This window comes from uncultured Treponema sp. (assembly GCF_945873775.1).
Lineage (GTDB): Bacteria > Spirochaetota > Spirochaetia > Treponematales > Treponemataceae > Treponema_D.
Genome location: NZ_CAMCEC010000007.1, coordinates 44,159 through 69,756 on the forward strand (window position 1 = coordinate 44,159; position 25,598 = coordinate 69,756).

General features: G+C 39.7%; 29 protein-coding genes and 1 tRNA gene. 6 read left to right on the forward strand and 24 right to left on the reverse strand.

Going from position 1 to position 25,598, the window contains the following annotated elements:
• Positions 1–2 precede the first annotated feature (2 nt).
• Positions 3–1,463: a tetratricopeptide repeat protein gene (locus Q0N70_RS05120; RefSeq protein ID WP_294014491.1), complete on the reverse strand. Its 1,461-nt coding sequence runs from the start codon at positions 1,461–1,463 to the stop codon at positions 3–5.
• Positions 1,464–1,526: 63 nt separating this feature from the next.
• Here Q0N70_RS05120 and Q0N70_RS05125 point away from each other — a divergent pair, with 63 nt between their 5' ends.
• From Q0N70_RS05125 to ppk1, 4 genes are all read left to right on the forward strand, one after another.
• Positions 1,527–3,422 (forward strand): hypothetical protein, encoded by a 1,896-nt coding sequence (locus tag Q0N70_RS05125; RefSeq protein ID WP_294014493.1) that lies wholly within the window; start codon positions 1,527–1,529, stop codon positions 3,420–3,422.
• Positions 3,423–3,647: 225 nt separating this feature from the next.
• The gene (locus Q0N70_RS05130; RefSeq protein WP_294014495.1) at positions 3,648–5,078 is read left to right on the forward strand and encodes a trehalase family glycosidase; all 1,431 of its coding nucleotides are present in this window, start codon (positions 3,648–3,650) and stop codon (positions 5,076–5,078) included.
• Between the two features lie 125 nt (positions 5,079–5,203).
• A complete protein-coding gene (locus Q0N70_RS05135; RefSeq protein ID WP_294014497.1) occupies positions 5,204–6,742 on the forward strand; it encodes an HD domain-containing protein in 1,539 nt (512 codons plus the stop codon).
• 3 nt (positions 6,743–6,745) lie between these two features.
• A complete protein-coding gene (gene ppk1 / locus Q0N70_RS05140; protein WP_294014499.1) occupies positions 6,746–8,875 on the forward strand; it encodes a polyphosphate kinase 1 in 2,130 nt (709 codons plus the stop codon).
• A gap of 180 nt (positions 8,876–9,055) precedes the next feature.
• Here the strand turns inward: ppk1 and infA are convergent, their stop codons facing one another.
• On the reverse strand, positions 9,056–9,277 hold the full coding sequence (gene infA, locus Q0N70_RS05145; RefSeq protein ID WP_013702528.1) for a translation initiation factor IF-1: 222 nt from the start codon (positions 9,275–9,277) through the stop codon (positions 9,056–9,058).
• Positions 9,278–9,399: 122 nt separating this feature from the next.
• Between infA and Q0N70_RS05150 the strand changes: the two genes are divergently transcribed.
• The gene (locus tag Q0N70_RS05150; protein ID WP_013702529.1) at positions 9,400–9,756 is read left to right on the forward strand and encodes a TraR/DksA family transcriptional regulator; all 357 of its coding nucleotides are present in this window, start codon (positions 9,400–9,402) and stop codon (positions 9,754–9,756) included.
• Here Q0N70_RS05150 and Q0N70_RS05155 read toward each other — a convergent pair.
• Both Q0N70_RS05155 and Q0N70_RS05160 read right to left on the reverse strand, forming a co-directional pair.
• The gene (locus tag Q0N70_RS05155; RefSeq protein WP_294014502.1) at positions 9,753–10,595 is read right to left on the reverse strand and encodes a histidinol-phosphatase; all 843 of its coding nucleotides are present in this window, start codon (positions 10,593–10,595) and stop codon (positions 9,753–9,755) included. The two genes, Q0N70_RS05150 and Q0N70_RS05155, sit on opposite strands and share 4 nt — an antisense overlap.
• A 14-nt stretch (positions 10,596–10,609) precedes the next feature.
• Positions 10,610–11,845, reverse strand: a complete 1,236-nt coding sequence (locus tag Q0N70_RS05160) for a response regulator (RefSeq protein WP_294014504.1) — start codon at positions 11,843–11,845, stop codon at positions 10,610–10,612.
• A gap of 79 nt (positions 11,846–11,924) precedes the next feature.
• Here Q0N70_RS05160 and Q0N70_RS05165 point away from each other — a divergent pair, with 79 nt between their 5' ends.
• Positions 11,925–12,503, forward strand: a complete 579-nt coding sequence (locus tag Q0N70_RS05165; protein ID WP_273353432.1) for a DJ-1 family glyoxalase III — start codon at positions 11,925–11,927, stop codon at positions 12,501–12,503.
• A 1-nt stretch (position 12,504) separates the two neighbouring features.
• Here the strand turns inward: Q0N70_RS05165 and Q0N70_RS05170 are convergent, their stop codons facing one another.
• The 20 genes from Q0N70_RS05170 to rplR all read right to left on the reverse strand — a co-directional run bounded on the left by Q0N70_RS05170 (position 12,505) and on the right by rplR (position 25,592).
• Entirely contained in the window at positions 12,505–13,287 is a 783-nt protein-coding gene (locus tag Q0N70_RS05170; protein ID WP_273353430.1) for a LuxR C-terminal-related transcriptional regulator, read from the reverse strand.
• Positions 13,288–13,303: 16 nt separating this feature from the next.
• Positions 13,304–13,849, reverse strand: a complete 546-nt coding sequence (locus tag Q0N70_RS05175) for a flavin reductase (protein WP_294014507.1) — start codon at positions 13,847–13,849, stop codon at positions 13,304–13,306.
• A 251-nt stretch (positions 13,850–14,100) separates the two neighbouring features.
• Positions 14,101–14,174 (reverse strand) — tRNA-Ala (locus Q0N70_RS05180).
• A 135-nt stretch (positions 14,175–14,309) separates the two neighbouring features.
• Positions 14,310–14,954: a CBS and ACT domain-containing protein gene (locus Q0N70_RS05185; protein WP_294014509.1), complete on the reverse strand. Its 645-nt coding sequence runs from the start codon at positions 14,952–14,954 to the stop codon at positions 14,310–14,312.
• 2 nt (positions 14,955–14,956) lie between these two features.
• Positions 14,957–15,667 carry an ABC transporter ATP-binding protein gene (locus Q0N70_RS05190; protein WP_366774699.1) on the reverse strand — a complete coding sequence of 237 codons (711 nt, stop codon included), beginning with the start codon at positions 15,665–15,667 and terminating at the stop codon, positions 14,957–14,959.
• Positions 15,664–16,479, reverse strand: coding sequence for an ABC transporter ATP-binding protein (locus Q0N70_RS05195; protein ID WP_294014511.1), 816 nt, complete (start codon positions 16,477–16,479; stop codon positions 15,664–15,666). The genes Q0N70_RS05190 and Q0N70_RS05195 overlap by 4 nt, the downstream gene beginning before the upstream one ends.
• Entirely contained in the window at positions 16,476–17,492 is a 1,017-nt protein-coding gene (locus Q0N70_RS05200) for a branched-chain amino acid ABC transporter permease (protein ID WP_294014513.1), read from the reverse strand. Before Q0N70_RS05200 ends, Q0N70_RS05195 begins: the two co-directional genes overlap by 4 nt.
• Positions 17,493–17,502: 10 nt before the next feature.
• A complete protein-coding gene (locus tag Q0N70_RS05205) occupies positions 17,503–18,393 on the reverse strand; it encodes a branched-chain amino acid ABC transporter permease (RefSeq protein ID WP_294014515.1) in 891 nt (296 codons plus the stop codon).
• Between the two features lie 121 nt (positions 18,394–18,514).
• Positions 18,515–19,657, reverse strand: coding sequence for an ABC transporter substrate-binding protein (locus Q0N70_RS05210; RefSeq protein WP_294014516.1), 1,143 nt, complete (start codon positions 19,655–19,657; stop codon positions 18,515–18,517).
• 171 nt (positions 19,658–19,828) lie between these two features.
• Positions 19,829–20,077: a hypothetical protein gene (locus tag Q0N70_RS05215; protein WP_013702542.1), complete on the reverse strand. Its 249-nt coding sequence runs from the start codon at positions 20,075–20,077 to the stop codon at positions 19,829–19,831.
• Positions 20,078–20,087: 10 nt separating this feature from the next.
• Positions 20,088–20,519, reverse strand: a complete 432-nt coding sequence (rplQ, locus tag Q0N70_RS05220; RefSeq protein WP_273353425.1) for a 50S ribosomal protein L17 — start codon at positions 20,517–20,519, stop codon at positions 20,088–20,090.
• A complete protein-coding gene (locus tag Q0N70_RS05225; protein WP_013702544.1) occupies positions 20,516–21,562 on the reverse strand; it encodes a DNA-directed RNA polymerase subunit alpha in 1,047 nt (348 codons plus the stop codon). The genes rplQ and Q0N70_RS05225 overlap by 4 nt, the downstream gene beginning before the upstream one ends.
• Before the next feature lie 93 nt (positions 21,563–21,655).
• Positions 21,656–22,039: a 30S ribosomal protein S11 gene (gene rpsK / locus Q0N70_RS05230; protein WP_294014520.1), complete on the reverse strand. Its 384-nt coding sequence runs from the start codon at positions 22,037–22,039 to the stop codon at positions 21,656–21,658.
• A 12-nt stretch (positions 22,040–22,051) separates the two neighbouring features.
• Complete coding sequence (gene rpsM, locus Q0N70_RS05235) at positions 22,052–22,420, reverse strand: 30S ribosomal protein S13 (protein WP_013702546.1); 369 nt, start codon at positions 22,418–22,420, stop codon at positions 22,052–22,054.
• A 10-nt stretch (positions 22,421–22,430) separates the two neighbouring features.
• Positions 22,431–22,544, reverse strand: a complete 114-nt coding sequence (rpmJ, locus tag Q0N70_RS05240; protein ID WP_013702547.1) for a 50S ribosomal protein L36 — start codon at positions 22,542–22,544, stop codon at positions 22,431–22,433.
• 156 nt (positions 22,545–22,700) lie between these two features.
• Positions 22,701–24,035 carry a preprotein translocase subunit SecY gene (gene secY, locus Q0N70_RS05245; protein WP_013702548.1) on the reverse strand — a complete coding sequence of 445 codons (1,335 nt, stop codon included), beginning with the start codon at positions 24,033–24,035 and terminating at the stop codon, positions 22,701–22,703.
• 15 nt (positions 24,036–24,050) lie between these two features.
• A complete protein-coding gene (gene rplO, locus Q0N70_RS05250) occupies positions 24,051–24,524 on the reverse strand; it encodes a 50S ribosomal protein L15 (protein ID WP_294014524.1) in 474 nt (157 codons plus the stop codon).
• The gene (gene rpmD, locus Q0N70_RS05255) at positions 24,524–24,706 is read right to left on the reverse strand and encodes a 50S ribosomal protein L30 (protein WP_294014526.1); all 183 of its coding nucleotides are present in this window, start codon (positions 24,704–24,706) and stop codon (positions 24,524–24,526) included. The genes rplO and rpmD overlap by 1 nt, the downstream gene beginning before the upstream one ends.
• Positions 24,707–24,708: 2 nt before the next feature.
• On the reverse strand, positions 24,709–25,221 hold the full coding sequence (rpsE, locus tag Q0N70_RS05260; protein ID WP_013702551.1) for a 30S ribosomal protein S5: 513 nt from the start codon (positions 25,219–25,221) through the stop codon (positions 24,709–24,711).
• 8 nt (positions 25,222–25,229) lie between these two features.
• Positions 25,230–25,592: a 50S ribosomal protein L18 gene (gene rplR / locus Q0N70_RS05265; RefSeq protein ID WP_013702552.1), complete on the reverse strand. Its 363-nt coding sequence runs from the start codon at positions 25,590–25,592 to the stop codon at positions 25,230–25,232.
• Positions 25,593–25,598 lie beyond the last annotated feature (6 nt).

The following is a 25,598-nucleotide window of genomic DNA, read 5'->3' on the forward strand; positions in this document are numbered from 1 at the left end:
AATTATTTTAAAGGAACTTTTCCTTTTGTTCTCCATTCTGCCAAACGAAATTCAAAAAACATCGGGCTGTTCATGCTGACAACCTTTGCGTAATATTCATTGGCAAGTTCTGCTCCACCAAACATATCATAAAAAAGCGCAAGATAATAGTACATTTTTCCCTGCAAATTTCTGTTTGTCATTGCGGAAATTCTCTGCGGCAAAGGACGCTCGCCTGCCCTGTCATGGAAAACCCGGAGCATAGAATATTCAATTGTATTTCTGTCCATTTTTCTAAGAACCTGATTGCTGAAATTTTTTGCTTCAGTTCCGTTGCCTTCCTTGTAATAGCAGTAAGTAATCATCAGCGGATAAGAAATATTATTTTTATTGGAATCGTAGCATTTCATAAAAGCTTCGCGCGCGGTTGTCCAGTTTTCTTCGTGAAGGGCAAGAATTCCAAGGCTTTCATAAGCGTAGTAATAATTCGGATTCAGCTCAATGACTTTTTTGTAATCTTCCATTGCCTTTGCAAAAATATCCTGCTCGTCATAAAGCCCTGCCCGGTACGCGTAAGCTAAAAAATAATCCGGCTCAATTTCAATTGCTTTTGTCCAAGCTATTTCCGCATTTTTGTAATGCCCAAGATAACGCTCGTACATTCCGTAGTCCATATTGCATTCATAGTTTTCAGAATCTGTATCAAGCGCCTGCTTTGCATAGTCAGAAGCGATTTTATATTCATTTGCGGCGTAGGCAAGTTTTCCTAAATACAAAAAAGCCTGGGTGTTTTTCGGGTCAATCTCGAGAATCTTTTTGAAAGTTTTTTCCGCCTCGTCATCATTTTCAAGGTAATAGTCGCATTGCCCGGCTCCACGCAAAGCATCAATATTTTCTGGCTCGCGGACTAAAGCTCTTTTATAATAAATTTTTGCCTGCTTATAGTTTTTCTTTAAAAACATATCCTCGCCAAGCTCCACATTTGCTGCGGAATTCAGCTTGTCTTTTGCCAAAAGCGAATTAACTTGTTTTATGCGCTCGGCATTGTCGCCTTTCATTTTTGCAATCGCAACCGCAAGAGAAGCAACATCATCATTCTGCGGATCTCGTTGTGAAAGCTCATTGCAAAGAGCCTGCGCTTCATCAAGATTTTCTGCGCTCACATTTATCGCTGCCTTTAAAAAAAGCAAATCAAAATCGTCCGCATATTTTGCCGGAAGCTTAGTTTCGTAAAGTGAAAGAGCCGCTTCTGGTCCGTCTTTATTCAAAACTGACTTCAAATCTTCCATAAAATCAGTTTTTGAATATTCAGTTTTTTTCTTTGTTTCTGATTTCTTTTCAGTTTCAGCAGTTTGAGCCGGCTCTACAGGTTTTTCAGTGGAAGCGCAAGAAGAAAGCCCCATGCTCAAAATAATAGCAACCGCCACAACAAGAACAACCGCAGCCAAAAGCTCCGTCAACGTAGTTTTTACCGAACTTTTCATAATTCCTCATATTCCAGAATGCTTATTGCCTTTTACACTTTTTAAATATAAAATAGCAAAGTTATGCGTAAACATCCTGTAAGAAAGTTTTTTGGACTTACACTCCTTTATTCAGCTATTATTGTCGGCATTTTTGTTATTCAATTTAAGTCCAACTCTGTATTTTCAAAATCTTTAGGAGACTTGAATTTTTCAATTTCACAGATTCAAACGGAAAACAACGGGACAAGTTTAAAAAATCAGATAAAAGTATCTTTTAAAGGCATTACATTTTCAGCGGATGACAAAAATCCTGTAACTGCAAAAGATTCTAGCGGAAATTTGAGGCCGCTTTTTCTTGAATCCTACGAAGAGCTAGCTGATTCCGTGGAATTTTCATTTAACGGCGGCGCGCATATAATGTTCCGCCAAATTCAGGACGAAGAAAATTCAACTGCGCTTTCAATTCTTGCAGTTCCGCCAGAAAACTGTACTGAAATTTTCCTTCCATATAAAATTGCGCAAACCTACAGCACGGAAAATGTTTCGCCGGCAAATATTCTTGTAACTTCAAAAGACAGAATTTTCAGTTTTACATCCCACGAATTCAGCGCGGAAAAAATCGCGTTTACAAAAACAGATTCAGCGGCGCAATATTCGCATTACAATCCTACAAAAAAATTCACATTTGACCTTGTTGCCGGCATCAAGGGAACTAGCGACAGTGAAATCAGAGAACTTACAACAAAAATCCGCTACAGCCTTGTGGAAAAAGTTCAGTCCGCATTGGCGCAGGCAAAAATCGACTCGCTTTCTGAAACCGACATCACGGCTTATGTTGCGGAACTCGCTTCCCAAGGAAAATACAATCAGGCAATCGATTCAATTCCAGATTCGTTCAAAAAAGGAAACAAGCGCACTTACATTTCTTCTCCATATTTTGACAATCTCGTTTCAATGAGCAGAAGCCTTTCGGTTCAAACTGAAAAATACGCGTCTCTCGTGCAGTCAAATTCAGCGGAAGTTTTCACAGTTGAAGGAATTTCCGATTACATTTTGCGTGAAAAAAAGTCTTTGGCAGTAAAAAATCTTATAGAAACTGTTTCAAAGGCAAGCGAATTTTCGCCGTTTCAGGCAGCCGGAATTATAAGCGTCTACACAAATTTAAAAGGCAAAGATTCCGCGCTCGTTCAGCCGCTTGAAGCCGTAATAGAAACCTGCGTCAATTCCATTCAGGAAAACTGCAAAACTGAAAACGGAATTATAAAAATTCAAAAAGACGCAGAAAATTCAATGGACATTTTTGAAACGGTCTTTACTGGAGATGCTTTGCAAAAACTTGGAAAACTGCAAGGAAACAAAGTTCTGGTTCAAGCCGGAAACCTGATGATTTACTCAAGCCTTTCTGGGGCGGACACAAGCATAAGGACAATCGCAAATATTTATCCTATTATAGTAAAAAACAATTATTTTTATCCGCACACAGAAATTCTTGGCTGGTACGGAAGCTCTTGCGTCTGGGCATGGACTTGCGCAAAATCGATTTTTTACACGCAAGAACCAGCAAACACAGCAAATATTTTCATAGATTTCCCATTGTCGCTAACGCATTACATTATGCTGAACGGAATTCCTAATTTCCACGGAAAAATTGAAATCCAGAGCCAAATGTTCAGAACAGATCCACGCTTTGAAACTTACAATTCATCTGGCTATGTTTACCAGAATTCTTCACGCTCGCTGTTTATAAAATCGCGCCATAAGTCAAAAATGGAGCTAATAAGGCTTTTCTATGACGGACCAAGAACTTTTGAAACAACCGCAGATTTGTCAAAAGTTCCGCAGCTGCCAAAACCACCGGCTTCAGAGCCTAAAAAAGCAGAGCCAGAAGCGCAAAATCCAGTTTCCGCAGAAGAAAATCCTTCTGAAATTTCAAATTCAGAAAGCAACACTCCAAATTCAACTTCCGCAGAACAGTAAAAAATATTGAAAATCAAAATTCTCAGGGAAAAAATTTCTGCAACAAGCGCGAAAATGACAACAAGATGCCGTGCCCGACATGGCAATCTTATTTTTCCCAGCTTGAAATTGAAGCGAAAAAAAATAAATTTTTTTACTATTTTTTGTCATTTTAAAGAAATATGTGCTATAATTAGCCAAAATGCCGTTACATCAACTTTTTGAAAAAAAGCAGCAGGAGCAATTGTGAACAAACGTGATTTCCCTAAAATCCACTTTTATGATCAGGATTTTGTAGATATTTATGATAAAACTTGGAACTGGCTTTCTGAATATTGGATTAACACAGAAACAGGCGAACAAGACAGCGAAGGACTTTTTGTTTATCCTGTAAATGGAAAATATATATTAGATCAGCTTGAAACAATTTTTTCATCATTTTTCCTTGTTTACTCAAATAGAAATTATCCGGCAAGCAAAAACATAGATTATTTTTACGCCCGTCAAGAAGAAAATGGAGCAATCAGATGGAAATATGACGCGGCTACAAACAGCCCTATTATGGACAAAAAAAATCCAGAGGGAATAGGTCTTCCGCTTTTTGCCTGGGCTGAATTCAACTTATATCACAAAAGCGCAAACAAACGCCGCATAAAAGAAGTAATGCCGGTGCTGCAAAAATACATGGAATGGATTGACAGAACATTCAAGCAGCCGAACGGACTTTATTCAGTTCCGCACGAATGTTCAACAATGTTCAATTCTCCGCGGAAAGGCGCATTTTATCCAGTCGATTTCAACTGCTGCATGGCAATCAATATGGCGCACATGTCTGCACTTGGAGACATTCTGAATGACAAGGACTTGAGCTTTCAGTATAAAAAAATGTATTTCAGCTTAAAAACCAGAATAAACAGCCTTATGTGGGATGTAGAAAGCGGTTTTTACTACGATTTGGACAAAAATGAACAGCGTCTTTCACAAAAAACTATAGCCGGATTCTGGCCGTTGCTTGCGGAACTTCCAAATGCAGACAGGGCTGACACTCTTATTGCTCATTTAAGCAACCCAAAGACATTCGGCACAGACCATCCATTCCCTACTTTAAGCGCGGACAGCCCGGACTTCAAAGAAAATGGCGAAGGATTCAAAGGCTCTGTTTTGGCTCCGTTCAACTTCATGGTTATAAAGGGACTTGAAAAATATCAGCGTTACGCATTTGCACGCGAATGTTCAATCCGGCACTTGTATTATATTCTCGAAGCATTAAGCCCGGCGGACTCAAAACGGAAAGGCGACTTGTACGAAGCATATCTTCCATGCCAGGAAGGTCCTGCAACCTGCCGAAGCGAAAAAGATTTTCCGCGCAAACGTTTCCTGCATTTTACCGGTCTTTCAACAGTTGCGCTCATGATTGAAAACGTAATCGGTCTGAACATAAGCCTTCCAAGAAAGACTGTAGACTGGATTATTCCGAACCTTGAAATCATGGGAATTGAAAAGCTTTCATTAAAGCGGAACCTTATCACAATTCTCAGCAATAAAAGCAAACGCGGCTGGGAAATTCAGATGGAAAGCGAAAAACTCTACTATTTTACAATCAATATTTTGGATCAAAAGAAAAAAACGCTTCCTATTCCAAGCGGAAAATGCTCAATGCTTATCGACAAATTGTAACATATTCCGCTCTGAATGTTTTTAGAGCTAAAAATGTAAAATAATTTTTAGAAAACGCCGGATTTAACAGCAAATTAACACAAATCAAAGCGTTTCTAAAAGTTAATGGAATAAGGTAATTTTTAATGAACACACCTCAAGCTGTAATTGAGATTGGCTCAACAGGAATAAGGCTTCTTGTTGCTGAACCAGTTGAAGTCCAATCACAGAAAAAATTTAACATTCTCGACCGAAGCGATCAGCCTGTGAATTTGGGACGCGATGTTTTTACCACACGCTCAATAAGCCGCGAAACTCTTTTGATTTGCCTGCATATTCTTGAACGCTACGCAGAGCAACTGGCAGCCTGGGGAATCAGCCGGGAAGAAACAATTGTAATCGCCACAAGCGCAGTCCGCGAGGCAGAAAACAGAGATCCATTCGTTGACCGAATAAAAGTAAAAACAGGCTTTATTGTCCATGTAATCGATGGAATTGAAGAAAACAGGCTCATGTATCTTGCCGTAAGCGAATGCATAAAAGAAGGAAGCGTTGCAATCCGTCAAAACGACTCAATTTTCCTTGACATTTCAGGCGGCGCAACAGAAATGATGCTCATGGAAAAAGGCAGAATCATCGGGGCGCACAGCATGAGGCTGGGAACTGTAATCATTGAGCAGATGATTCATTCCATGATGGGAAACCTTGACGACGCCCGAAGATTCATTTCAGAATTTATACGCAACACAAAAAATACGCTGAATGCAGAAATAAATTTGGACAAAATCCAGCAGTTCATTGTTCTTGGCAATGACATGAAAATTGTTTCGCTTTTTGTCGGAAAACCGATTTCGCCATTTTTGTGGGAAGTTGAGCGCGGCGCATTTGAAAATTTCGTGGATGAAGTTCAGCATTACACGCCTGAAGAATGCATCGCAAAATTCAAAATGAGCTACAATGAAGCGCAGACATTTCAAATTTCGCTTGTTGCCTACAAACTTTTCATTCAGCTTACAAATGTAACAAAATTTATTGTGCCGGACACTTCAATCCGCGAAGGAATTCTTTTAAGCCGGAATCAGCTTTCAAATCCTGAAATTCAAAACGACTTTACTCAGCAAATCTTAGCAGGCGCAAGGGCGATTTTGAAAAAATATCAAGGCGATGAAAATCACGCTGAATACGTGCGCAAAACCAGCCTTGAAATTTACGATGCGCTTCAAAAAGAACTTGGCTTCGATTCCCACGTCCGCGTGCTTCTTGAAATAAGTGCTATTCTTCACGATGTCGGAATGTTTATCAGGGCGGAAGATCACAATATCCACGGAAAATACATTGTAAACAACAGTGAAATTTTCGGACTGAACCGGGACGACAAATCCATTGTTGCGCAGATAATAAGTTTTCACCGCGGAAGCAAAATGCCGCAGGAAGATGAAGAGTTCAGGCTTTTATCCAGAAGCAGAAGAATGACTGTTTTAAAGCTAAGCGCAATTCTCCGTGTGGCGGACGCGCTGGACAGAACGCACAAGCAGCATTTGTACAACTTCAACATTTCTTTTGCAAAAGACAGCATAACGTTCAGAACAAAAGGGCACAACAACCTTTCCTTGGAAAAACTTGCCGTTTCAGAAAAAGGCGACTTGTTTGAAAATATTTTTGGCTACAAAATAGTATTGGTATAGCTTATGGCAAAGACAAAATTTTTTAACAGAGAATTAAGCTGGATTGAATTCAACGCAAGAGTTCTAAATGAATCATTAAGAAAAGAAGTTCCTCTTTTGGAACGGCTTAGGTTTCTTGCAATTACAGAAAGCAACTTTGACGAATTTTTCCAAGTAAGAGTGGCAAGCATAAAACGCCGAATTCAAAATTCCCAAGAAAAAAACTTCGTTGATGCAAGCGGACTGACTGATTCCGCCGTGCTCAAAAAAATTTCAGAAAAAACACGCGCACTTATAAAGCTTCAATATTCAACGCTTATGAATGATGTTTTGCCAGCTCTTGCAAAAGAAGGCTTTGTTTACGTTCCTTCAAAAAACTATACGCAGGCGCAGGAAGCATTTGCAGAAAATCTTTTCAAGCATGAAATTTTTCCGCTTTTAACGCCATTGAGAACTGACACAGATGTTTTTCCTCATGTAGGCGCGCTTTGCCTGACCGCGGCATTTCTTCTTGAGCCAATGGAAGGAGTAAGAAAAATCAAGAATGCGCTTTCAACCTCGCAAGAATCAGATATTGTTGCACTGGTTCAAATTCCGTCAGCAATAAACAGAATTGTGTGGCTTCCGTCTTCAGGAGGAACAAAGCAGTTTGCGCTTATTGACGACATAATCCGGCTTTACGGAACAAAACTTTTTCCGGGCTACAAAGTTCAGGAAACAATGCTGTTCAAAATAGCACGAGACGCGGATTTTGCAGTAAACGAAGATTCCGGGGAACATTTTATTCAGGCGATGGAAGAAGTTCTTGAAAAACGCCAGTCTTCATTCGCGGTAAGAATGACTTACGATTTTGCAAGTGAAAAGCTTTTAAAATTTTTAAAGCAGCATCTAAATCTTTCAAATGAAGATGTTTACGAAGCCTGCGGAATTCTTGACCCTTCATCTTTGGACGAGCTTTTTAACATTGAAGGCGCGGAAAAATACATTTATCCTGAATGGGAGCATTTCTTTCCTAATTCGCTTCCGGAAGAAGAAACTTACTGGAATGTTTTCAGACAGCAGGATATTCTTTTAAATGTTCCTTACGAAAGTTACGAGCCGGTTGTAAACTTTATACATCAGGCGGCGCACGATGAGCAGGTTCTTGCAATAAAAATGACTTTGTACAGAACAGGCAGCAATAGTCCGATTGTAAAAGCATTAAAAGAAGCGGCTCAAAACGGAAAGCAAGTTACAGTTTTTGTTGAGCTTAAAGCCCGCTTTGATGAAAAACGAAATATTTCCTGGGCAGAAGAACTTGAAAAAGCCGGCGCAATTGTTGTCTACGGAATTGTAAATTTAAAAGTCCACGCAAAAATCTGCCTTGTTGTAAGACGTGAAAGCGACGGAATCCGGCGTTATGCGCACATAGGAACTGGAAACTACAATCCAAAAACCGCAAAACTTTACCAAGATTTGTCCGTTTTTACAACAAACCACGAGCTTGTAAACGACGCAACTTTGTTCTTCAATGTAATTTCTGGATACAGCGCGCTTCAGACAATGCATCATCTTTACATGGCGCCAGTAACTTTAAAAAGCCGCCTTCTTGAGCTTATCGAACGTGAAATTCAGCAAAGCACAAAAGAAACTCCGGGGCACATTGTCGCCAAAATGAACAGCCTTTGCCATCCGCAGATAATCGAAGCGCTTTACAAAGCAAGCAATGCCGGTGTAAAAATAGAACTCAACATCCGCGGAATCTGCACGCTAGTTCCCGGAGTAAAAGGAATGAGCGAAAACATAAAAGTTGTAAGCATTGTTGACAGATACCTTGAGCATTCAAGAATTTTTTACTTCCAGAATGGCGGCTCTGAAGAAATTTATTTAAGCAGCGCAGACTGGATGGAAAGAAATCTTGACAAGCGAATTGAACTCATGTTCCCTGTTTCTGACAAAAAAGTCTTTAAAACAGTCAAAGAGATTTTGTTTTTATATTTTCAAGACAACACGCACAGCCACGTTTTGCAAAAAACAGGTCTTTGGAAACAACTTTCTCCAGAAAAAAATGAGCAGGCAGTCCGTGTTCAGGAAGTTCTTTATAAAAAATACAAAAAAAAAACTGATATAAAAAAGAACACGCCACGCGCAGAATTTACTGTACGCCGCAAATAAAAAAATATCGCTTTGATTTGAAATTATTTTGTCTTTCCCGCACTTGATGCGGGAATCTGTTGTAAAATTTCAATAGATTATCGTAATGACATTAAACTATAAAACTAGAAATTTGTACTAATACTAAAAGCATAAAGGCTGCCCAGTTTTTGGACAGCCTTTTTTACATTTTTAACAAACTTATCTTTCGCGGAAAATAATACGACCGCGGTTCAAATCATAAGGCGAAAGCTCTACTTTTACACTGTCGCCAGGAACAATACGGATATAGTGCTTGCGCATCTTTCCGCTAAGATGTCCCAAAATAATATGGCCATTTTTTAATTCAACACGGAACATTGTGTTAGGCAATGCTTCTTTTACAATTCCTTCAACTTCTATAGCCTCGTCTTTACTAGCCACAATTCCTCCAAAAAAATGTTTGCCTTTTTGACAAAATATTCGTATACTATTATGAACAAAACATTTAAGACTGTCAACATCAAACATTGAAATCAAAGGCAGTTTTACAGGGGAAGGCTCAAATGAAAAAAGAATTTGTAGATAAACAGAAAAAAAAGTTGATCGCAGAAAGAAATGAAATCCTTGATTCGCTCGCAGGACGCAATGAACAGCTTACAAAGCTTGTTGACACATTGGAATCCGGCGACGATGTAGATATTGCGTCTGACACAATTGACAGAACTCTTCTTAACTCGCTTGGAGAAGCTGACCAGCGCAGGCTTACAATGATTGACAGAGCCTTGGACAGAATCCGGCAGGAAACTTACGGACAGTGCTTGTCATGCGGAAAACAAATTCCAGAAGCCCGCCTTGAAGCTCTTCCTTATGCAGTTCTTTGCGTAGAGTGCCAGGCAAAAGAAGAGCGCAAAAACCGCTAGCAAATTTTCTGAGTTTTTAAAGATCCGTCTTCATAGTACGAAAGTTCTGTGTAGCCGGATTTTTTTATGTACTCAACAGCCTCATCAAACCACCAGTCAATTCCAGCAGCTGAATGCGCATCAGAAGTTATTGTAACAGGAACATTTCTCTCTTTTAAAAGCGACAAAAAATATGGCGAAGGATATGGAAGAGTCATTCCGCTTCTCAAAATTCCGCCTGTATTCACTTCAACACAAACTCCAGCCTTTGCCGCTGACTTTGCAACTTCCTTAAGTTCGTTTTTGTACCACTGCGAATTTTCATCAAAAAGATTTCTTCCGCCTAAATTCTGCTTTCTAATCAAATCCGCATGGCCCAAAAAAGTAAACGAAAATTTTTCAAGCATTTCGCGTTCCAAAGAAAAATATTCCTGAACCGCTTTCTTCACATTTCCGCCAAAACATTCTTTTATTTTTTTGCAAACTGAATCCTGGCTTCCGTCAGCTTCAAAAAATCCTTTTTTCCCGGGAACAAAATGCACAGAGCCAATCAAAAAATCAGGGTTAAACTTTTCATAATTCTTAAAATCTGGATTGCAAACTCCCGCAATATAGTCAGCCTCAAAGCCTGCATAAATTTTTATTTTGCCGGAATATTTTTCCTTCAGACGCAAAATTTCTTTTATATATCCTTCGTGGGAATTGGACGGAATGTGCCAGTCGCTTGAAAACGGATACATTGAATGGCTTGAAAATCCTAAAATGTCTATTTTTTTTTCTATTGCGGATTCAACCATTTCTTCAGGAGTGTTTTTTCCGTCACAAAAAGTTGAGTGAGTGTGAAAATTTGATTTTATCATAAAATATTCCGTTTTTATGAATTAGAATGCAAAATTTCTATAACTTTGCCCAAAACTACAGACGGCTTCTGCGGCTTAACAAGATAGCTTCTTGCGCCCAGAGAAAGAGCCTGCATTACAACTTCTTTTGCAGCTGCCTTTGAATAAACAATAACTGGAATCTGCAAGCCTTTCCGCTGAAAATTCTTTAGAACATTGATTCCGTCCATATCCGGCAAATACAAATCCATGATAACGGCATCGTATTCTTTTCCAGTCGAAAGGGAATCAAAAAAAGCGCCGGCTGTTTCAAAAAGCTCAGTTTCACCGCTTACAGAAGAAAAAGTATTTTGCAGAAGCTTGCGCACGACAATGTCATCGTCAATAACCGCAATCCGCATCATGCTTCCAAAATTTCCTTCAAGTTCGCTTTTAGAATCAATAAATCCCAACGCAGATTCTTCGGCAGGCTTGTCAGAAATCAGAACTTTGTCATAAAGGAATTCCTTGATATTGTAATTTGAATCTTGGTCAACCATAAATCCCACGATAGATTCAATGTCGTTTGAAACTTGTATTCCAAAATATTCAGGATGCCCCTTTACAAGTTCCTTTGTAAAAACATCATTCGTCAGGATTTTTATATATTTGTTTGGGATTCTTCCTTCCGCGGAAATATTGTCAATCAAAAGCTCAAGGTTCATGCCGTCAACAAAACTAAGCTGAATATTTGTCAGCATAAGAATAACCTTGGGAACATTTATTTTGTAATGCTCAATAAGTTCCGCAAGCCTGTATTTTAAAAGCATAAGTTTTTCACGGTTAAGTCCAAACGCAACTTCAATAAAAATCAGGCTTCCGTTCAAATGGACATCAAGAATGCAAGGCGTTTTGTCCATTGAAAATTCAATTTGAAGAATTTTTCCAACAGCCTCAAAGAAAACTTCAAATTTAATTGGCTTGGAAAAATATTTTACTACATTATATTCAACAAGATTCGCAATTTTTGAGCGTTCGATTACAGGACCTGTAATTATTATGGGAATTTTGCGTGCATTCGGATCAACGCTCTTTTTTTCCAAAAGGTGCATCACATCTTCAGAAAGTCCGTCTTCCGCCTCAATGATTATCAAATTGGGCAGCAGAGTTATCATTTTTGTATAGGCTTCTCTACTAGAAACTGACTCAAGCGAAATTTGCTCAGTTGAAAATTTGTCATGCAAAAAACCGCCGAATAAAGAAGAGCAGTCTATAAGAAGTACCGATTTCATAATATACATAATACTTCATAAATTGTATAATTTCAATTATAAACACAGTTTAGAAACCAGCTTAATTCACGGAGAAAAAATGAAAAAAACAGTAGTTCTTTTGGCAAATGGATTTGAAGAAATAGAAGCACTTTCGCCGGCAGATTATCTTCGCAGGGCAGGAGCTGAAGTCATAATCGCAGCAACCGGAACTTCCTCTAGAAATGTTGAAGGCGCGCATAAAATTCTTGTAACTGCCGACATGACGCTGGACACATATTTTTCAACTGAAAAAGAGCTGCCGGATGCGGTGGTTATTCCAGGCGGAATGCCCGGCGCAAAAAATATAAGCGAATGCGCAAAAGCAATGGAATTTATAAATCAGATGTTCAAGGCAAAAAAACTTGTTGCGGCAATTTGCGCTTCTCCGGCTGTTGTTCTTGGCAAAACTGAAATTCTAAACGGAAAAAACTGGACTTGCTACCCAGAAATGCAAAAAAGTCTTTCCGCAGAAATTCAGAAAAACCACAAAATTCAGCCAGTTGTTACAGATGAAAATTTAATAACAGGAAGAGGCCCAGGAACTGCCGAGCAATTTTCAATGGAAATTGTAAGAATTTTATTTAGCGAAGAAACAAAAGCAAAAATTATGGAAGCCTCTGTTCAAAGAAAATGCTAAGCTAATTTGCATTCTGATGAGTCTGAAAAACACCGCTGTTGAAATTTCCGCTTGAATTCAACTTAAAAGAAAATCCATTGTACATTGTAAGAAATTCTGTGCGGTTTTTAACATCGAGCATTTTGTAAAGCTCAACCATGCGGGCTTTTACTGTGCTTTCGGAAACATCATGGAGAAAGGCGATTTTGCTGTATTTTTTTCCTTCCAAAACTGAAGACAAAAATTCAATGTCGCGAGGAGAACATTCTGTGTCTTCAAGAATTTTTATCCGCTTAACTGATTCCGCCTTTTTTAAAATCGGATAAAGAACTGCAAAAGCAACAAAGCCCATGTAAACGGCTCCGGCAATATGCGCAAGAGAAAGCAAAAAAACAAGAGAGCCGGATCTAAAAAACTGCGTTGTCAAAGAAACCACAGGAAGAATCATAAAAACACAAGTCTTAATACTTCTGTAGCTTTTGAAAAAATTAGAAAAGTTCAAAAACAAAAATGAAAGTCCAAGACACAAAATGCCCAAAATATTTCCGTTGTCGAAAAAATTTCCTATTCCGTAGCAATAAAAAAGAACAGAATAGCAGCGAAAATCCAAAGAATCAAAACAAAGTCGTAAAAAAAGAAGAAATGCAATAATATTTATGGCAATTCTAATAAATTTTCTTATGTCGTCAAGATTTTGTGAATCATCAGTAAAAAACTGAAACAAACTCACAATCAGGCAAAATGCCGTAATTGTAGCTCCAATCCGACCTAAAATTTCCCATAGTTTTTTTTCATCAAAATCCATTTTTGTTTCTGCGGATTCATTTTAAGTCCCTTGATTCCGCCAAGACTTTTGTAATCTCTCCTATATAAATTGTATGAAAATCATTTTTTCTATAAAACTGATTACAAAATTTCTCTTCCACAAATTTAAATGAATCTAGTTCCTGCGAATAAAGTTTTTGGCAAAACAAGACAAGCCGAGCCTGCTTTATCCAAGGAGTTCCATTCATATATTCAACATCAAGTTTTGTCGCACGGAATTTATCTTCGTTGCGTCCTGAATGGCAACCACAGTAGTCAAGAGCAGTCTTATATCTTTCAGGAAGAAAACTCAACGAAAAACTATCCGTTTCATCTATAATTTCCTTTGTATATCTTGAAGGACGAATATAAACTGTCGCCACATTTTTGTTCCAAAGAACTCCAAGCCCGCCCCAGTTCGCTGTCATTGTATTCGGTCGGCCAGTAATAATGCTTCCGTCATCTGAAACTTTTTTTGTGCAAGCCGTAATCAGCATCTGATCTTTTCCAATCAGCTTGAACGGATTATCTAAAATCGCCTCTGGCTTTATAACTTTCAACATAAATTTTCCACTCCCATAAAAAGTCAAGATTAAAACTTCAGTTTTAGGATTGACCTTTTAAGTTGTTTCGCAACGAAGTGAGAAACAACTGATAATAAGAAAGTTTGCAATGCAAACTTTTAAAGATAAAAACAGACGCTATTTTCGGCTGTTTTTATCTTACCTCCTTTTAAAAATTCGGCTTTGCTATTTTACAGTTTTAAAATAAAAAAAGCCGGTCTGAACTTATCAAACCGACTTCCACTCAAATTTGGAGATGACCGGACTTGAACCGGTTACCTCTTGCATGCCATGCAAGCGCTCTAGCCAGGTGAGCTACACCCCCTTAAATATTTTTGAATTTTACCAAAAAACAATAACAAGGTCAAGACATCACAAAGAAAGTATTCCAAATGGATTTAAAAACTTCCCTTAGGAACACTTTCTTTAGTGGCGTTTGATTTCTTGCAAAAAGTTTTTTTTAAACTGACCTGATGTCTTTTATTTCAGCATTGTTAGCTTCAAGCAAAGACTTCAATTCCGCTTCAGAAATATTCGAAACTTTTACGGTAACAGTTCTATGCTTAGAGTCGCTGGCATCAGAAGTTACAAGCGAAACAATGTTTCCGTTTTTTTCTGCAATAGCCGCGGCAAGTTTTGCAAGCTCGCCTGGAATTTCATTTACAACTGCGACTGCGCGCACTCCAGGAGTTCTTGTGTTGAACATATCAATAAAAGTCGCAAACAAATCAGATTCAGTTACAACACCAACAAGAAGATTTTCCTTTACAACCGGAAGGCAACTGATTCCGTAGTCATTCATAAGCCGGGCAGCTTCTTCAACTGTCTGGTTTGCAGTAGTTGTCTTTACGGATTTCACCATTGTTTTTTCAACAGAAAGCTTGCTTAATAAATATCCAAGCTCAAACATATCAAGGCTAGTTGCCGCGCTAGGAGAAGCTTTTGCTAAGTCTGTGTTTGTAATAATTCCAACAAGCGCGCCGCTTCGGTCAACAACGGGAAGCTTTTTAATTTTGTTTCTGCTCATTGTTTCCTTTGCTTCAAGAACAGAAGCCTCCGGTCCGATTGTTATAGGATTTTCAGTCATTACATCTTTTACTAGCATAATCAGCCTCCTAAATACGCAGATTTTACTGCACTGTCTTTTATCAAGTCTTGAGCGTTTCCGCTTTTTGAAATTACGCCTGTTTCAAGTATATATGCGCGGTTGGCAATTGACAATGCCTTGTATGCGTTCTGCTCAACCAAAAGAATTGTTGTTCCTGCCGAACTGATTTTTTCAATAATGCTGAAAATTTCATCAACAAGAATCGGAGCAAGTCCCATGCTCGGCTCATCAAGCAAAAGAAGCGACGGCTTTGACATAAGCGCGCGGGCCATTGCAAGCATCTGCTGTTCACCGCCGGAAAGTGTTCCAGAAATTTGTCCTATTCTTTCTTTTAAACGCGGAAAAAGCTCAAAGCACCATTCCATGTCAGTTTTAATTGCATCTTTGTCTTTGCGTGAATAAGCTCCCATTTCAAGGTTTTCTTTTACGCTCATATTTGCAAAAACCCTGCGCCCTTCCGGAACTTGAATAAGCCCAAGCTGAACAATTTTATCCGCGCTCATATTTGTTATGTCTTTTCCTTCAAATTTTATTGTTCCGCTTGCCTTTTTTACAAGGTTGCTGATTGAATGAAGCGTTGTGGTTTTCCCAGCTCCGTTTGAGCCAATGAGCGTAATGACTTCGCCTTTTTCAACATTGAAGGAAATTCCTTTCAGCGCCTTGATTGCTCCGTAAGAAACAACAAGATTTTCAACTTCAAGCATGCTCATTTTTTCCCTCCAACATCTTCATAGCCAGAACCAAGGTACGCTTTTATAACTTCTTCATTTGACTGAATTTCCGCAGGAAGCCCGGAAGCAATTACACGTCCGTAGTTTAAAACCATAAGCCGCTCGCAAATTCCCATGACAAGTTTCATATCGTGTTCAATCAAAAGAACTGTAAGATTAAATTTTTTGCGGATAAATGAAATAAGCTCCATAAGTTCTTCAGTTTCCTGGCCGTTCATTCCAGCCGCAGGCTCATCAAGCAAAAGAAGCTTTGGATTAGAAGCAAGCGCGCGGCAAATTTCAAGCTTACGCTGCTCACCGTAAGGCAAGTTGTGCGCAAGTTCATTTTTCTTAGAATCAAGATGAAAAATAGAAAGCAAAAGCTCTGTTTTTTCCTGCATGATTTTTTCATCGTTGCGGAATTTTTTAGTCCTGAGCAAAACATCAATCGGCGTAACGGTTCTAGTCTGATGAAGCGCGATTTTTATATTTTCCGCAGCAGTCAAATGTCCAAAAAGCCTGATGTTCTGAAAAGTGCGGGCAATTCCAATCCTGTTCAACTGGGCAGGCGATTTTCCGCTTACAACTTGAATGTTTCCGTCGCGTCCAACAAATGTAATTGTTCCAGAAGTCGGCTTGTAAATTCCAGAAAGCATATTGAAAACTGTTGTTTTTCCGGCTCCGTTCGGACCAATAAGTCCAATCAGCTCGCCCTGATAAAGCTCAAGGTCAAAATCACTTACCGCGCGCAAACCGCCAAAAACAATTGAAATATCCTTTGCACGAAGAAGAAGCTCTTTGTTTTCGCTCATTTTCTTCCTCCTTGCTTTTTAAACAATCTGGCAAAAAATCCAGGAATTCCATCGTATACTTTTATAAAGCTCAATTCTTTCGTTCCAAGAAGTCCCTGCGGACGGAAAAGCATTACAAAAATCAAAACAACAGGATAAATAAGCAAACGGTAATCGCGCAAGAATCTAAGCGCTTCCTGAAGAATTGTAAGAACAAATGCCGCAAGAATTCCGCCGGTTATGCTTCCCATTCCGCCCAAAACAACAAAAATCAAATCGTTAATTGAATTGTTAAAAGAAGCCAAATCCGGTTTTATAAATCCAATAAACGGAGCATAAAGCGCGCCGCCAATTCCTGCAATAAACGAAGCGATTACAAAGCCCGTCATTTTATAGCGGAAAACTCCAATTCCATTGCTGTTTGCCGCAACCTCATCTTCGCGGACTGCAAGAATTGCTCTTCCATAAGTTGAACGCAAAAAATTCTGAAGAAGAACAACAATCACAACAAGCGAGCCAATTACCGCAAGATAAGAAATTGCCGCGCTGTGGTCAAGTGAAGTTGTAAAAATCGTGCTGAACTGTTTTCCGTTCGGACCGCCTGTTATAGACTTTAAATTTATAAGGCAAACTCTGATAATTTCACCAAACGCAAGTGTTACAATCGCAAGGTAGTCGCCTTCAAGCTTAAGTGTAGGAAATCCAATCAAGAATCCCAAAAAAGCCGCAATAAGTCCGCCAAGCAAAATGCTCACAGGCAAAGGAATTCCGGCTTCTGTAAGAATAATAACTGAATATGCTCCAAGCGCCTGAAATCCGGCTTGCCCCAAAGAAAGCTGACCTGTAATTCCGCAGATAACATTTACGCTAATTGCCATGATTGCATTTACACCGGCAAGAGTTATAATCTGAGCAGTGTAGGCATCTATCAAAGGCATTCCAAGCGGCAAATCCATAAGAACCGCAGGAACTGCAATGCAGACAAAGGCAATAACAAAAAGAATTATCGTATTTCTGGTAAATTTGTCTTTCATTCCGCCGCTCCTAAACTTTTACAACTTCTTTTTTACCAAGCAAACCTGCCGGCTTAACAAGAAGAATTACAATCAAAATGCAGTAAGAAATTGCATCGGCATACTGTGAAGAAATATAAGCCTTGGTCATAGTTTCCGCAATTCCAAGAATAACACCGCCAACCATCGCGCCAGGAATAGAGCCAATTCCGCCTAAAACAGCCGCAACAAACGCCTTGAGTCCTGGAATATATCCCATAAACGGATCTACTTGCGGATAGGCAGTCGCATACAAAACTCCGCCCGCTCCAGCAAGAACTGAACCTATTACGAATGTAATTGCAATTGTTCTATTTACGTTTACGCCCATAAGACTTGCGGCTCCAAGGTCGTAGCTTACAGCGCGCATAGCACGTCCGGTTTTTGTATAATTGATTATATAATTCAAAATAACCATTAAAACTGCTGAAGAAATAATTACAATCAGCTGAATATTGCTTATCTGCACTGAACCAAATGTAAAGAACTTTGTTTCCATTGTCGGAAACTGGCGCGGATTCGGTCCTACAAAAGGAAGCACACGCATAGCATTTTGAAGAATCAGCTCAACCGCAATCGCCGTAATAAGAGAATTTAAACGCGGCGCAGTTCTCAAAGGTCTGTAGGCACAACGTTCAATTGCAAGGCTCAAAACTGCGCAAACAACCATCGCACCCAAAAACGCAAGAACAAGTCCAAGCGGAGTCGGACCTGTAGCAGTCAAAACAAAGTATCCTGTATAAGCTCCAATCATCATAACATCGCCATGGGCAAAGTTGATGAGCTTTACTATTCCATATACCATTGTATACCCAAGAGCAATCAAGGCATATATGCTGCCCAAAGAAAGCCCGTTGACAAGTTGCTTAAAAAAAGTATCCAACGTATCCTCCAAGAAAAAAATCCTACTGATTTTACTATAAATTCATAAAAATAAAAAGGGGCGTTCCTCAATTACGAAGAACACCCCATTGTGTTAGAATAGTAAAAACTTAATTTATTCGCTATTTGCTAATATCAACTGTAGCCGCATAAGCTGTAGAAAGTTTTCCGTTTTCTTTTACAAGCTTAATCATTACAGCTGATTTTACAGGATTGCGTTTTTCATCGAACACAATGTGTCCTGTTACATAGTTTCCGTCAGTCTTTTCAAATGCGTTGCGGATTTTTGCAATATCTGTAGTTGTTCCAGATTTTTCCATTGCATCCTTGAGCATATAAACGCTGTCGTATCCAAGAGCGGCAAAAGAGTTTGGAGATTTTCCATATTTTGCCTTGAATGAATTTACGAATTTCTGAACAGCAGGACTGTCTGAATCTTCCGCATAGTGATTTGAATAATATCCGTTAAGAACTTCATCGCCTGCATTGCCTGTAAGTCCGTCCCATCCGTCCGCACCTACGATTGGAGTATTGATGCCCTGAGCACGAAGCTGCTTTGCAATAAGAGCAACTGTGCCATAATAGTCCGGAAGATAAACTACATCAGGCTTTGCTGACTTTATTTTTGTAAGCTGAGCATTAAAATCCTTGTCGCCAGTGTTATAAGATTCCTTTGCAACAACCTTTCCGCCCAAAGAAGTATATTCTGCAACAAAGTTTTCCATAAGGCCTACAGAATAGTCATTTCCGATGTCATAAAGAACAGCAGCATTTTTTGTGTTAAGATTTGAAAATGCAAATTTTCCGCCGACTTTTCCCTGGAACGGATCGATAAAGCAAGTGCGGAAAATGTAGTTTCCTGCGTCAGTTATTGCAGGAGCTGTCGCAGCAGGAGCAATCTGAATTACTTTCTGTGCCTGAGCCTGTTTTGTAATTGCAATTGTACATCCAGAAGTAAGAGAGCCGATTATGATGCGGACTCTGTCTCTGGTAACAAGTTTTTTATATGCGTTTACTGATTTTGCAGCGTCGCCTTCATCATCTTCGCAGATAAACTGAACCTGCTGACCGTTAATTCCTCCAGCCGCATTGATTTCAGAAACGGCAAGGTCGATTCCATTTTTACATTCAACGCCATAAACTGCAACTGCGCCAGAAAGAGGTGCAACTCCGCCGATTTTTACAGTTTTTCCTTTTGGAGCTGCAAAAGCAACGGCAGAAAAAGCCATTGCGCCCAAAACTAATGCTTTTGAAAATTTACTCATAAATCCTCCTGCAGAACTTTTGCATATTAAAAATGCAAGTTTCCGCATCTATCATTTATGAAGCAATTCTATACAATTGTTAAAATTTAGTAAACAAGAATTTTAAATATATTTAAAAAAATACAGCCGCCCTTAAAAAAAGGACGGCTTTGAAGCTGAATGCAAATAAAATTATGCTTCAGCAGGTGCTTCTGTTTCAGCGGCAGGAGCGGCTTCTGCAGCAGCTTTTTTAGCAAGTTTTGCTTCTGCCTGAGCTTTGTTTTTAAGAGCAGCCTTACAGAACTTGCAAATCTTAACTTTTTTTCCGTCTATTTCCTGATCATACAAAGTCTTAATCTGCTGTTTTCCACAAACAGGACAAACTCCGCGACCATGATTAGGATCTTTACGGATTCCAGTTCCACGATGAGCTTTAGACATTGCTTACTCCTTATGCGTCAGCTTTTTCAGCTTTTTTTGCAGACTTTTTAGCGGCTTTTTCTTCTTCAGCGGAAGAATCTGGCAGCTTGTAGTCAACCAATTCAAAAATTACAGTGTCTGCCGCATCACCCTGGCGGAATCCAAGTTTAAGGATGCGTGTGTAACCGCCGTTGCGTTCCTTCATGCGAGGTCCGATTTCTGTAAAAAGCTTGTTCAGAATCTTCTCATCAGCAATAAATTTAGCAACAGTTCTTCTGTTATGAACAGAATCAACTTTTGCACGTGTAATTAATTTTTCTGCGGCTTTGCGTACTTCTTTAGCCTTAGCTTCTGTTGTAGTAATGCGCTCATATCTAAAAAGCGAAGTTACCATGTTGCGAGTCATTGCGCGGCGATGGGCTGTTGTACGTGAAAGCGGATTAAATCCATTTCTGTGGTTCATTCGTTTTCGTCCTTATGTTTACCTAAGTCAACATCTTTAAGGTGGCTATAATCAGTCATTCCAAGAGTCAAGCCATGCTCTTCAAGTTTTGCTTTGATTTCTTCAAGGCTCTTTTTTCCGAAGTTGCGAGTTTTTGTAATGTCGTCTTCAGTTTTCTTGGTCAACTCACCAATTGTTCTAATGTTTGCATTCTTAAGACAGTTTGAACTGCGAACAGAAAGCTCAAGCTCTTCTACCGAAGTATTAAGAAGCTGGCGAATCTTTTCGTCCCCTTCATCAAGCTCATCGCTGCCAGAATACTCGCTTTCATTAAAGTTTACAAAAATAGCAAAATAATCTTTAGCAATCTTTGCAGCTTCTGCAAGCGCATCTTCTGGAGTAATCGAACCATCAGTCCAAATCTCAAGAATCAGTTTATCATAGTCGTTTCGCTGTCCTACACGGCAAGGTTCAATTGAATACTTAACCTTTGGCACAGGTGTAAAGATACAGTCCATTGCAATTGTACCAACAATTTCAATGTAATGCTCATTTACTTCAGCAGGAACATAACCTCTTCCAAGATCAACCTGAAACTCAATCTCAAGGTGTGCGCCTTCCATCATGGTAAAGATTTCAAGATCTTTAGACATAATTTCAAGCTGACCTTCTTTTGCCAAGTCATCACTTTTTACAGTGCCAGGTCCTTTGAATTCATAGAAGAAAGTTTCCTGCTCAACGTCCCGCGGCAGGCGCAAACGAATCTGTTTCAAACTGTTCAAAACTTCCAAAGTATCTTCTGAAATATTTGGAATTGTCTCGAACTCGCTGGAAATTACATGAGGAACACCGTCTGCATCATAAGAAGTAATACGCACTGAAGAAATTGCATATCCCTGAATTGAAGAAAGAAGTACACGGCGGAGTGTGTTTCCAACTGTTGTACCAAATCCTGGCTCAAATGGATACGCAGTGAACTTTCCGTAATTCGGATTGTTCTCCAGATGTTCAAATATAATTCCCTTTGGTTTCTTAAAACCCTTAAGCAGATTTTTGCGAGCCAATCTGAACTCCTTATTTATCCCGAAAAACTGAAAAGCCAGAATTCCGGGCTTGCATTATCATTAACCGGCACATAAAAGAACCGGTTATCGTCATTACATGCGGCGTGTCTTGCGCGGGCGGCATCCGTTATGAGGAATCGGAGTAATATCAGAAATTGATTTTACCTTGAGTCCCAATGTACCAAGAACACGTATTGCGTTTTCACGGCCCATTCCAGGTCCCTTTACAAATACATGAACTTCACGCAAACCATAGCTTGCCGCACGCTGAACAGCAGTTTCTGCTACAGACTGTGCTACAAATGGAGTAGATTTTTTTGCTCCTCTAAATCCCAAACCGCCAGAAGAAGCCCAAGCGATTGCGTTTCCTCTTAAGTCTGTGATTGTAACAATAGTGTTGTTGAAAGTAGCCTGAATGTAGATATTACCTTCAAAAACGCTTTTTTTCTCTTTTCTCTTTTTTACAGTTGTTGCCATCTGTTACCTCGCTTAAGCCTTCTTCTTGTTAGCAACGGTCTTTTTCTTACCTTTGCGTGTACGAGAATTGGTGCGTGTGCGCTGACCGCGGCAAGGAAGTCCCTTACGGTGGCGAAGTCCACGATAGCTTCCAATATCCATAAGACGTTTAATGTTAAGACCGATTTCAGAGCGAAGACGTCCTTCAGTCTTAAAATTCTCATCAATATATTTACGGAGCTTTGTAAGATCATCTTCTGAAAGATCATTCAAATGTGCATGAGGATCTACATTTGTAGCTTCGCAAATCTTATTAGCTGATGAACGGCCAATACCATATACGTATGTCAATGCGATATTGACATGTTTGTTTGGGAGATCAACACCCGCAATACGTGCCATCAGTTACTCCTCAGCCCTGTCTCTGTTTATGCTTTGGGTTTTCACAGATAATGCGGATAATTCCGTTTCTCTTGATTACCTTGCATTTGTCGCAGATGGGCTTTACGCTGGTTCGTACTTTCATAAAAGTCCCCTTGGAAAACATGTATACACCGAATCATGGCAATCCGAAGTGAAATTTCTACACCATGGATTACAATCCGATGCACTGCCGTAAAAAACAGCAGTGCAATAATATAACATAATTTTCCTAACTTAATCTAGTCCTAATCACGAAATTTTACAAATTGCGCGATTTTAATCCCTTCTTTGTAAGTCCGTCATGGTGATGCATTTTAAGAAGAGCCTCAACCTGAGCCATAGTATCAATATCAACACCGACCAAAATCAGCAACGAAGTACCGCCCATCAACATAGAAATTGATGCAGGGAACTTAAATAAAATTTGAATCAGTGTAGGAAGCAAAGCAATTGCAGCAAGATACAGTGAGCCAGGAAGAATCAGACGGTTCAAAACCTTCTGAAGATATTCCTCAGTCTTGTCAGTTCTGATTCCAGGAATGGAACCACCGTTTTCACGGATATTCTTAGCGATTTCAGTGGGGTTCAGGGTTACCTGAGTGTAGAAGTATGCAAAGAATACAATCAACAACACTTCGATGAAATTATACCAAAAACCAAGTGGATTCAAAACTGCCGCAACCTTCATAAGCCAGGTAGCTTTTGTTGAAAGGCTGTTTGCAATCTGAAGAGGGAAAGTCAAGAATGCAGAAGCAAAAATGATTGGAATGACTCCCGACGGATTGATTTTAAAAGGAATGTAAGTGCTCTGTCCGCCATACATTTTGCGTCCAACAACGCGTTTTGCATAATGAACAGGAATTTTGCGCTCACCAGACTGCTCAAATACAACAAGTCCGATAATAGCAAGAAACAGGAACACTGCGACAACAACGAAAACAACATTTATGTCTTCATTGCGCACACCTCTAATCAATTCATAGACAGCACTTGGAAGACGTGCGACGATACCAGCAAAGATAATCATTGAAATACCGTTGCCAATACCACGCGCAGTAATCTGATTGCCCATCCAAACTGTAATCATAGAACCTGTGGTTACAGTAAGAATAGCAAGAAGATTAAAATAGACCTTGTTATCAAAAATAATCGCCCCAGGAATCTGCTGGTTGATGGAATCAGCATAAACTGTAATGGCCATAGACTGAATCAGACAAACGATAATTGTTCCGACACGAGTCCAGCCCTGCACTTTCTGCTGACCGCCTTCTTCCTGCGCAATTCTCTTGAGCGATGGGAAAATAACAAGCGCGAGCTGCATGATAATCTGTGTAGAAATGTAAGGCATTACACCAAGCATGAACACTGAAAATCTTTCAAATGCACCGCCCGCAAAAAAGTCCATGTAACTGGCAAACGCACTTTCTGCGCCACTAGCAAGATTGTCAAAATACTGCAAAAGCAATGTGGCATTGATGCCTGGAATAGTAAGAACACTTCCCAAGCGGAAAACAGCAAGAATGAGCAATGTAAAAAGAAGCTTTGAACGCAATTCTTTTACTTTGAACATATTTACAACTGGATTGTTTGCCATTTAGTCACTCCACGTTTATTTTGCTTTCGCAGACTTTTCAGCAATCACCTTTACTGATCCGCCAGCTTTTTCAATCTTTTCTTTGGCACTTGCAGAAATTTTTTCAACTTCTACAGTGAGTTTCTTGGAAATTTCACCGTTTCCGAGAACTTTAATTCCGTCAACGATTTTTCCAACCAAACCTTTTTCCTTCAAAGATGTGCGGTTCACGGTTTCGCCGTCAGCAAATTTTGCCTCAAGGTCAACCAAATTGATGATTGCAAATTCCTTTTTGAAAGGTGAATTTGAAAATCCGCGCTGAGCAATACGACGATACAAAGGCATCTGTCCGCCTTCGAATCCAACGTATGGTGTTCCTTTTCCTGAGCGCGACTGCTGACCTTTGTTTCCTTTTCCAGCTGTTGTTCCAAGACCAGAAGAAGATCCGCGGCCTACACGCTTAGGTTTTTTATTTGCACCCTCTGGTGCTCTTAAAGTAAAGTCAGCCATTAGTTAATTTCCTCTACTTTTACCAAGTGAGAAACTGCAGCAGCCATGCCTCTTATAGAAGCAGTGTCTTCATGTTCCACACTGGAATTGATTTTTTTAAGGCCAAGGCTACGAACAGTCGCTCTTTTTTCAGGCTTCTGTCCAATAACACTTCTAACAAGGGTAATACGTATCTTTGCCATAATCAGCCCCACATTTCCTTGAGAGTCTTTCCGCGACTCTGTGCTACAGCACGTGCGTCCATAAGATTTGCAACTGCGTCAAATGTAGCACGAACAACATTTACAGATGTGCGGGAACCCTGAGATTTTGAAATAACGTCAGTTACTCCAGCTGCATCCAAAACTGCACGAACAGGACCGCCGGCAATAATACCAGTACCAGGACAAGCCGGCTTAAGCAATACAGCAGAACTCTTATACTTTCCGATCATTTCATGTGGAATTGTTCCATTCTTGAGCGGAAGAGTAATAAGATTTGCTCTTGCTTTTTCAAGGCTCTTTCTGATAGCTTCGGTAACATCGTTAGCCTTTCCAAATCCAAAGCCGATGCGTCCTTTCTTGTCGCCAACTACAGTCAATGCCGAGAAAGACATTCTGCGTCCACCTTTTACAGTTTTTGCAGTGCGGTTAAGCTTTACAAGTTTTTCTACAAATTCGTCAGCAGGCTTTTTTTCATAGTTTTTCTGGTGTTCCATAGCCTCTCCTAGAATACAATCCCGGCAGAGCGGGTAGCGTCAGCAAGGGCTTTTACAACACCATGGTAAAGGTAACCGTTACGGTCAAACACTACTTTTGTAATGTTCTTTTCCTTGAGGCGTGAACCCAAAGCTTCTCCAAGTTTTGTTGCGCTTTCGACATTTGCCTTAAGCGTAATAAAATCCTTTTCAAGAGTTGAGATGGCGGCAAGAGTTCTGCCTTCATCATCATTAATTACCTGTGCATAAAGGTTACGGCCGCTTTTATACACTGTCAAGCGAGGGCGTTCTGCAGTTCCGTAAACAGACTTACGAATGTGAATCTTTCTATGCAGGCGCTTTCTGTTTTTATCACTAAGTTTCTTGAACATATCAAT

What these genes read in the sequence shown, in the direction of transcription:
- Q0N70_RS05120 (WP_294014491.1), bottom strand. Translation starts at nt 1,463, where the DNA reads ATGAAAAGTTCGGTAAAAACTACGTTGACGGAGCTTTTGGCTGCGGTT.
- Q0N70_RS05125 (WP_294014493.1), top strand. Translation starts at nt 1,527, where the DNA reads ATGCGTAAACATCCTGTAAGAAAGTTTTTTGGACTTACACTCCTTTAT.
- Q0N70_RS05135 (WP_294014497.1), top strand. Translation starts at nt 5,204, where the DNA reads ATGAACACACCTCAAGCTGTAATTGAGATTGGCTCAACAGGAATAAGG.
- ppk1 (WP_294014499.1), top strand. Translation starts at nt 6,746, where the DNA reads ATGGCAAAGACAAAATTTTTTAACAGAGAATTAAGCTGGATTGAATTC.
- Q0N70_RS05150 (WP_013702529.1), top strand. Translation starts at nt 9,400, where the DNA reads ATGAAAAAAGAATTTGTAGATAAACAGAAAAAAAAGTTGATCGCAGAA.
- Q0N70_RS05155 (WP_294014502.1), bottom strand. Translation starts at nt 10,595, where the DNA reads ATGATAAAATCAAATTTTCACACTCACTCAACTTTTTGTGACGGAAAA.
- Q0N70_RS05160 (WP_294014504.1), bottom strand. Translation starts at nt 11,845, where the DNA reads ATGAAATCGGTACTTCTTATAGACTGCTCTTCTTTATTCGGCGGTTTT.
- Q0N70_RS05165 (WP_273353432.1), top strand. Translation starts at nt 11,925, where the DNA reads ATGAAAAAAACAGTAGTTCTTTTGGCAAATGGATTTGAAGAAATAGAA.
- Q0N70_RS05170 (WP_273353430.1), bottom strand. Translation starts at nt 13,287, where the DNA reads ATGGATTTTGATGAAAAAAAACTATGGGAAATTTTAGGTCGGATTGGA.
- Q0N70_RS05175 (WP_294014507.1), bottom strand. Translation starts at nt 13,849, where the DNA reads ATGTTGAAAGTTATAAAGCCAGAGGCGATTTTAGATAATCCGTTCAAG.
- Q0N70_RS05185 (WP_294014509.1), bottom strand. Translation starts at nt 14,954, where the DNA reads ATGCTAGTAAAAGATGTAATGACTGAAAATCCTATAACAATCGGACCG.
- Q0N70_RS05190 (WP_366774699.1), bottom strand. Translation starts at nt 15,667, where the DNA reads ATGAGCATGCTTGAAGTTGAAAATCTTGTTGTTTCTTACGGAGCAATC.
- Q0N70_RS05195 (WP_294014511.1), bottom strand. Translation starts at nt 16,479, where the DNA reads ATGAGCGAAAACAAAGAGCTTCTTCTTCGTGCAAAGGATATTTCAATT.
- Q0N70_RS05200 (WP_294014513.1), bottom strand. Translation starts at nt 17,492, where the DNA reads ATGAAAGACAAATTTACCAGAAATACGATAATTCTTTTTGTTATTGCC.
- Q0N70_RS05210 (WP_294014516.1), bottom strand. Translation starts at nt 19,657, where the DNA reads ATGAGTAAATTTTCAAAAGCATTAGTTTTGGGCGCAATGGCTTTTTCT.
- Q0N70_RS05215 (WP_013702542.1), bottom strand. Translation starts at nt 20,077, where the DNA reads ATGTCTAAAGCTCATCGTGGAACTGGAATCCGTAAAGATCCTAATCAT.
- rplQ (WP_273353425.1), bottom strand. Translation starts at nt 20,519, where the DNA reads ATGAACCACAGAAATGGATTTAATCCGCTTTCACGTACAACAGCCCAT.
- rpsK (WP_294014520.1), bottom strand. Translation starts at nt 22,039, where the DNA reads ATGGCAACAACTGTAAAAAAGAGAAAAGAGAAAAAAAGCGTTTTTGAA.
- rpsM (WP_013702546.1), bottom strand. Translation starts at nt 22,420, where the DNA reads ATGGCACGTATTGCGGGTGTTGATCTCCCAAACAAACATGTCAATATC.
- rpmJ (WP_013702547.1), bottom strand. Translation starts at nt 22,544, where the DNA reads ATGAAAGTACGAACCAGCGTAAAGCCCATCTGCGACAAATGCAAGGTA.
- secY (WP_013702548.1), bottom strand. Translation starts at nt 24,035, where the DNA reads ATGGCAAACAATCCAGTTGTAAATATGTTCAAAGTAAAAGAATTGCGT.
- rplO (WP_294014524.1), bottom strand. Translation starts at nt 24,524, where the DNA reads ATGGCTGACTTTACTTTAAGAGCACCAGAGGGTGCAAATAAAAAACCT.
- rpmD (WP_294014526.1), bottom strand. Translation starts at nt 24,706, where the DNA reads ATGGCAAAGATACGTATTACCCTTGTTAGAAGTGTTATTGGACAGAAG.
- rpsE (WP_013702551.1), bottom strand. Translation starts at nt 25,221, where the DNA reads ATGGAACACCAGAAAAACTATGAAAAAAAGCCTGCTGACGAATTTGTA.
- rplR (WP_013702552.1), bottom strand. Translation starts at nt 25,592, where the DNA reads ATGTTCAAGAAACTTAGTGATAAAAACAGAAAGCGCCTGCATAGAAAG.